This window comes from Clostridium tarantellae (genome assembly GCF_009295725.1).
GTDB classification, from domain to species: Bacteria; Bacillota; Clostridia; order Clostridiales; family Clostridiaceae; genus Sarcina; species Sarcina tarantellae.
The window spans coordinates 1-7,074 of record NZ_WHJC01000176.1; the positions used below are offsets into that span (position 1 = coordinate 1).

Sequence of the window (7,074 nt, forward strand, 5' to 3'; positions counted from 1 at the left end):
GTTATTTACCTCCTGTTGGTGTTTTTATTTCTTGTTATTTATATTGTGCCATACTGGAGGAAAATATAAAAACTTAACTTCAAAAAAGTTAGGTGAATTAATGGTTGCGGAATTCCGCAACCGACTAATTATTATATAATAATAAAGGAGGCTATTTTATGTTAAGCAGAGCAGAATTAAAAACAAAAGCTAAAGACCAATTACGTGGAAATTGGAGCAATGCAGCTTTAGCAACTTTAATATTGAGTATTATAAGTATCATTATTCAAAGTTTTATGATACCTAATATTGAATTAAATACTATTAATATGAACACTATTACTATTTTAGTTTTTTCACTTTGTATAACTACTTTAATTAATATTTATTCTCTTTTAACTCAATCATTTTTATATTTAACATTAACTAAAGAAAAAAAAATTAAATTTTCTAATTTACTAGTTTCTCCTAGAATTTATTTTAAATTTATATTATTTAATCTATTAAAAATGCTTTTATTTATACCATTATTTTTAATGGTAATAGGATTAACTGTTTATGGAAATATTATTCTTATGTACATATTAACTATTTTAGTTTTATTACTTTTTATAATAGTAGAACTATATACTTCTCAAATTCCATTTATATTAGTGGATAATCCTAAAATAAATATTATAGAAGTCATTAAAAAAAGCTTTTTTTTAATGAAAGGAAATCTAATAACGTTATTAATTTTAAATTTAAGCTTTATTGGATGGAGTATTGCAAATGTATTTACATGGTTTGTAGGTTCCATATTTTTATATCCCTATATATTCACAACTAAAGCAAACTTTTATATTGAACTTAAAAAATTAAAATATAATAAATCTGAAGAAGAATCTAGCATAAATTTATAATAAAGGAGGTGCAATGTTGCTAAATATTTACTTTATAATTTTTTAGCAATATTTTATTATGAATTCCAATTTAAATAAAAATACTTTTTTAAGTAAATATCCTCACGTATATAAAAATATTAAAGAATATAATATTGATTGGGATAACTTATATGAAATTTATAAAGATTTTTATAGTCTTAAGGATAATTATGAAAATCAAGCTGATTTTATAGCTAATATTCTTAGAACTCACAATAAAATTCACACGGTAAAAGCTAGATGTAAAAATCCTGATAGATTAATAGAAAAATTAATTAGAAAAACTCCTGATAGAAAAGAAAAGTATGGAGAAAATTTTAAATTTACTGTTGATAATTACAAAGAAGAAATTAATGATTTAATAGGAATAAGAGCTATTCATATTTTTAAAGAAGATTGGGAAGATATTCATGAATTTATTCTAAACACTTGGAAAGTAATAGAAATAACCGCTAATGTTAGAGATGGTGACGTTACTGAACGTTTTGAAGAATTAGACATTAAAGTCCAATCAAGAAAATCAGGATATCGCTCTGTTCATTACCTTATTGAATTTTATCCTACTAATCAAAAAGTTATTGCTGAAATTCAAGTAAGAACTATCTTTGAAGAAGCTTATGGAGAAATTGATCATCAGTTACGTTATACACATAAAGAAATTCCCAAATTACTTGAGGCTAATTTACTTTTATTTAATCGAATATCTGGAAGTGCGGATGAAATGGCTTCACTTATAAATTTATTAAATAAAAATTTAATTTCTATTGAAGATTCTTATGAAAATATTATTAAAGAAAAAAATGAAGAAATTCATTTATTAAATGAAGAAATTATTATATTAAAAGAAAAACTTAAGGAACATGAGTTATAATCTCAGTTCCTTAAGTGCTTTAGTCAACAGATTTTAAAGATTCAACCATATTTATTTTTTTCAATTTGAAATACATCACAAAATTTACTAGAAATGCAAAAATAATTGTTATTAAAGCTGAATATATAAAGCTTATAAGTCTTATATCCCTTCCAAACATAATATTTTCAAGTTCTGCTGTTAACATAATAAATCTATGCAAAAATATTCCTAAAAATAAACCTAAAAGCGTACCTATAATTGTTAATATAATATTTTCTCTATATACATATGCTGATACTTCTTTATCATAAAATCCAAGTACTTTTATTGTAGCAATTTCACGTAATCTTTCACTTATATTAACATTATTAAGATTGTATAAAACTACAAATGCTAAAGCTCCTGCTGATATTATTATTAATATTACTACATAATTTAAATTTTCAAGCATACTACTAAAACTACTATTTTCTGATGAATTAAAGGATACGGATGAAACACCACCTCTACTCATAAGGTCTAAGCTTAACTCTTCTTGCAATGCTTTTGAATTACCATCACATTTAGATAAAATCTGATTAAACTCCAACTTTCCTCCATAAGTTTTTTCATATACTTCTTTACTCATATAAATAAAGTGAGATACATAATTTTCAGTTATTCCATCTACAATTGCTTTTACTCTTTTTCCATCATTATTTTCTATTTCAATAGTTTCTCCAACCTTTACCTTTAATAACTTACTAAGTTTTTCACTTATTATAACACCCTTTGATGAAATATTTAATATATCCTTATTTGTCCTATTTCTTAATTTAATAAATTCTTTTAATTTATTAATATCTTCAGGAACTATTATATTTACATCCTTTTTAATGTCATTAGCATACGCTTTTGTATTTTTACTACTTATTATCATACTATCTAATAATCTTTTATCATTATTAATTTCTTTAAATATTTGAGAGTTTTTATTTAATTCAACTTTTTTATTTAATGATATAGTTACATCATAATTAAATATATCCCCAAATTGCTTTGTTTCCATAGAACTTATAGAATCTCTTATTCCAAATCCAGTAACTAATAAAGCTGTACATCCTGCAATTCCTAAAACAGTCATAAAGAAACGCTTTTTATATCTAAATAAATTTCTTGCTGTTACCTTTTCAATGAAGTTTAGTCTCTTCCAAATAAAATCTATTCTTTCTAAAAATATTCTTTTACCTTCTTTAGGCGCTTTAGGTCTCATAAGCATAGCTGGAACTTCCTTTAATTCACTATTACAAGCAAAAAATGCTGCTAAGGTTGTAACAAGAACTGCTATTAAAGTTCCTATTAATGCTAAAAATAAATTAAAACTTAATATTAATTTAGGTAATGCATACATCATGCTATAAGCCTTAAATATGACTACTGGAAATATGGTAAAGCCAATAGTTACTCCTAAAATGCTCCCCCCAAAACTAGCTATAACTGCATAAAGAATATATTTACTTGCAATATTAAATTTTCCATATCCTAAAGCTTTTAAAGTTCCTATATTGATTCTATTTTCATCTACCATTCTAGTCATAGTAGTTGAACAAATTAAGGCTGCTACCAAAAAGAAAAATATTGGAAACACTTTTGCAATAGCATTAACTGTATCTGCTGCTTGTTTATATCCTACATAACCATAATTAGAATTTCTATCTAAAACATACCATTTACCTTCTGGAATATCTTTAATTTTATTTTCAGCATCATTTATTTTTTCTTCTGCTTTTTTTATTTCTTCTTCTGCTTCTTTTTTTCTTTTAACTAATTCTTCTTCTGCTTTTTTAATTTCCTCTTTTCCCTTTGAAATTTCATATTTAGCTTTATTAAATTCATTGATTGCTTTTTTCTTTCCTTCTTCAATATTAGCTTTTTGATTTTTTATTTCTTTTTTTGAACTATCTATTGTATCTTTAATTTTTTGTAATTGTTCTGAGCCTACAATCAACATATTCTTTTTATATTGCATTTCTTCTTTATTTTTATTTATTAATGCTTTAAGTGCATGTAGTTCATTTTCTTCTTTTTTAAGTTCTTCTTTTAAAATATTTTTTTCTGCATCTGAAATATCTGATGAATTTAATTGCACCTTAAGATCATTAATTTTATTTTGTTTAACTATTAAATTTTTTTCTATTTTTAATACATCTTCTTCTGTATTTTTTATAGTATTTTCTATAGTACCCTTATTATCATTAAATTGATTTAATTTATAATTATATTCTTTTTCTCCCTGTATTAGTTTTTCTTCTCCTTGAGATAATTTAGTAGTTACATTTTCCATATTGGAATTAAATTCTTTTTCTTTTAAATTTAATTCTTTTTCACCTTTTAAAATCTTATCTTTTCCTTCAGATATCTTTGCTTCTGCTTTTTTAAATTCTTCCTCAGCTTTTAACTTATTATCAGCTAATTCTTTATTTCCCCTTTGAAGTTCTTCATTAGCATCTTTTAATATTTGCTCATACCTAATGATACTTCTTTCATCACCAATTTTTTGTAAAGAACTTTTAACAGGATTTATTATGTCAAAATAACTATCTTTATAGGTTGATTTACTATCAGCATCTTTAACTGTTAAATATACTTCTGTATAAGCATCCATTTTAAAATCTTCTTCAGGAATCATTACATATTTACTTATTCTACCGTTACCAATAGCACTGCTTCCTTTTTCTGCTGATATATAATTAGGACTTTGAACAATTCCTACTATTTTATATTCATTTAATTTTAAATTATCAGTAATACTTTTATCTGTTCCAGAATTAAGTTTTATAGTATCTCCTATTTTAAATGCTGAATCACCTTCAACAATGTATGGAGCTTCAATTAAACATTCATCTTCCTTTTCTGGATATCTTCCTTTAATTAAATTTACTCTATTTAAATAATTTTCATCATTATTTAAATTGTCTCCTAAAGGAATGCCTTCTATCTTTACAACCATTTCTTTATTATTAATTTTAGTAATAGCCTCCATAGAATGTGTTGCAAATATACCCTTTATTTGTGGAACATTTTTTATGAAATCAATATCTTCTTGTGAAAATCCTAAGGTAGAAACCAACTTAACATCCATAAATTTATAATTATCAAAATAAGTATCAGCTGTATTTAACATATCCGGTGCTGCTACTTTTATTCCTGAAAAAAAAGCTACTCCTAATGTTACTATAATAAATATGGACATAAACCTACCAAAGGACTTTTTAATTTCTCTAAAGGTGTCCTTTAATAAAGCATTTTTCATAATTACCACTCAATCCTTTCTACTGACATTGGATTTTCATTTAAAGTAACACTATGAACCTTACCATTTTTTACACTAATAACCTTATTTCCCATAGGAGTAATAGCAAGATTATGAGTTATAATTATTACTGTCATCCCCATTTCTTTACATGTATCCTGTAATAATTTTAATATAGATTTTCCCGTATTATAATCTAATGCCCCTGTAGGTTCATCACATAATAATAGTTTTGGATTTTTAGCTAAAGCACGAGCAATAGCAACTCTTTGTTGTTCTCCACCAGATAATTGAGACGGAAAATTTTTCTTCCTATGTGCAAGTCCTACGGCCTCTAACACCTCATCTATATTTAAAGGATTTTTACAAATTTGAGTTGCTAGCTCTACATTTTCTTTAGCAGTAAGATTTTGAACTAAATTATAAAACTGAAAAACAAATCCAATATCATCTCTTCTATATGTAGTTAATTGTTTTTCATTAAAGATACTTACCTCATTTCCATTGACATATATTTTTCCACTACTAGGGGAATCCATACCTCCTAGCATATTTAATATAGTACTTTTTCCTGCACCACTTGCACCAGCCACAACTACAAATTCTCCTTTATCTATAGAAAAATTCACACCATCTAGAGCTTTAATTTGTGCTTCACCAGAACCATAAATCTTTTTAACATCTATAAACTCAATATATTTTTTCAACTTAATCCCCCTCCATATCCTTTGTAAACTTTTAAAAAAATTATAACACATGTTAAATATTATTTTAAAGTTGTATAATATTACTTTTTTATTACTATTTTTTAATTATTTTTTTAATTATTTACAAATAAACTTCTATTTAAAATATCTAATAAAATCTTAATAATACAATAAATGTAATTTTTTAAGTTTTATTTTTTAAATCACTTTAAAATATTTAACTTTTATGTAATTATATGATATAATTAAATTACACTTTTAAAAGTTTGCTTTGTTTTGTGTAACTCATCAAAGAATACGTTTTCTAAAATTTATGAATTATTTAAAGGGGGGATTTCATGAATATTACAGACAACATATATAAAGATATTAAAGAAAAATTTATAACCGCTAAAACAAGTGGAATTCCATATATGGACTTATCATCTGATGAAATAATAAATACTTTTAACTTACAAGATAAAATTAATGATGTGTGTAATTTAATGAAACGTTTAATGACTGAGGATGATTTTTGTGTAGATGAATCATGTGAAAATTCAGAACATTCATTAACAATAAGATATTATTTAAAAGATAAATAATACTTCATTAACTATAACATTAGAAGTATTGGCTATATTTTATAAAATTATGAATATTAATTATTACGTTACTAACAATGGTTATGATAGACATTACCTCTTAATAATTATCTATCATAACCATTATTATTTATATATATGATTGTAAGTTGAAAAAAAATTATTCTATTATTTAATTCCAAAGAAAATTGTAATATAATTGAAATTAAATATATACTATGGAGGGACAATAATGAATTTTAGATTTGCAAGAAAAGAAGATTTAAACTCTTGTGTTGAATTAGATTTGCATAGAAATACTGAAAAAATATTAAATAAAATTAAATCAAATGAAGTTATTGTAGTAGAGTATGACAATGATATAATAGGTTGTTTAAAAATAGAGTATCTTTGGACTCATTTGCCTTTTATCAGCTATATAGTTATAAAAGAAAATTATAGAAAATTAGGAGTAGCTCATAGTCTTCTTAAATTTCTTGAAGAATACTTAAAAGATTCTGGACAAACTATACTTTTAAGCTCTACTATGACTAATAATTTAAATTCTCAAAAATGGCATCTTTCAAAAGGATTTGAAGAGTGTGGTATTCTTGCTGGAATAAATGAAAATAAAATTGGTGAACTTTTTTATAAAAAAAACTTATAAAACTAACTTTAAAAGATGATTTATTGTCAAAAATAAATCATCTTTTTCTATAAAAATTCTTTATTTAATTAAAAAGTATTTTAATTAAAA

Annotated in this window: 6 protein-coding genes; 4 read left to right on the forward strand and 2 right to left on the reverse strand. The window is 23.9% G+C overall.

The window, feature by feature from the left end; genetic code table 11:
• Positions 1–158: 158 nt before the first annotated feature.
• Both GBZ86_RS10775 and GBZ86_RS10780 read left to right on the forward strand, forming a co-directional pair.
• Positions 159–881, forward strand: a complete 723-nt coding sequence (locus GBZ86_RS10775) for a DUF975 family protein (RefSeq protein ID WP_234885154.1) — start codon at positions 159–161, stop codon at positions 879–881.
• Between the two features lie 58 nt (positions 882–939).
• Entirely contained in the window at positions 940–1,773 is an 834-nt protein-coding gene (locus GBZ86_RS10780; RefSeq protein ID WP_152890546.1) for a RelA/SpoT domain-containing protein, read from the forward strand.
• 19 nt (positions 1,774–1,792) lie between these two features.
• Here the strand turns inward: GBZ86_RS10780 and GBZ86_RS10785 are convergent, their stop codons facing one another.
• Both GBZ86_RS10785 and GBZ86_RS10790 read right to left on the reverse strand, forming a co-directional pair.
• Positions 1,793–5,047 carry an ABC transporter permease gene (locus GBZ86_RS10785; RefSeq protein ID WP_152890548.1) on the reverse strand — a complete coding sequence of 1,085 codons (3,255 nt, stop codon included), beginning with the start codon at positions 5,045–5,047 and terminating at the stop codon, positions 1,793–1,795.
• 2 nt (positions 5,048–5,049) lie between these two features.
• Entirely contained in the window at positions 5,050–5,754 is a 705-nt protein-coding gene (locus tag GBZ86_RS10790) for an ABC transporter ATP-binding protein (RefSeq protein ID WP_152890550.1), read from the reverse strand.
• A 338-nt stretch (positions 5,755–6,092) separates the two neighbouring features.
• On the opposite strand from GBZ86_RS10790, the gene GBZ86_RS10795 reads away from it, so the two are divergent.
• Entirely contained in the window at positions 6,093–6,338 is a 246-nt protein-coding gene (locus GBZ86_RS10795) for a hypothetical protein (protein WP_152890552.1), read from the forward strand.
• A 232-nt stretch (positions 6,339–6,570) separates the two neighbouring features.
• Positions 6,571–6,984: a GNAT family N-acetyltransferase gene (locus GBZ86_RS10800; protein ID WP_152890554.1), complete on the forward strand. Its 414-nt coding sequence runs from the start codon at positions 6,571–6,573 to the stop codon at positions 6,982–6,984.
• The last annotated feature ends 90 nt before the right edge of the window (positions 6,985–7,074 follow it).

Bases quoted from the DNA above. Each gene is read 5' to 3' on its own strand.
- GBZ86_RS10775 (WP_234885154.1), top strand. From the start codon at position 159: ATGTTAAGCAGAGCAGAATTAAAAACAAAAGCTAAAGACCAATTACGT.
- GBZ86_RS10780 (WP_152890546.1), top strand. From the start codon at position 940: ATGAATTCCAATTTAAATAAAAATACTTTTTTAAGTAAATATCCTCAC.
- GBZ86_RS10785 (WP_152890548.1), bottom strand. From the start codon at position 5,047: ATGAAAAATGCTTTATTAAAGGACACCTTTAGAGAAATTAAAAAGTCC.
- GBZ86_RS10795 (WP_152890552.1), top strand. From the start codon at position 6,093: ATGAATATTACAGACAACATATATAAAGATATTAAAGAAAAATTTATA.
- GBZ86_RS10800 (WP_152890554.1), top strand. From the start codon at position 6,571: ATGAATTTTAGATTTGCAAGAAAAGAAGATTTAAACTCTTGTGTTGAA.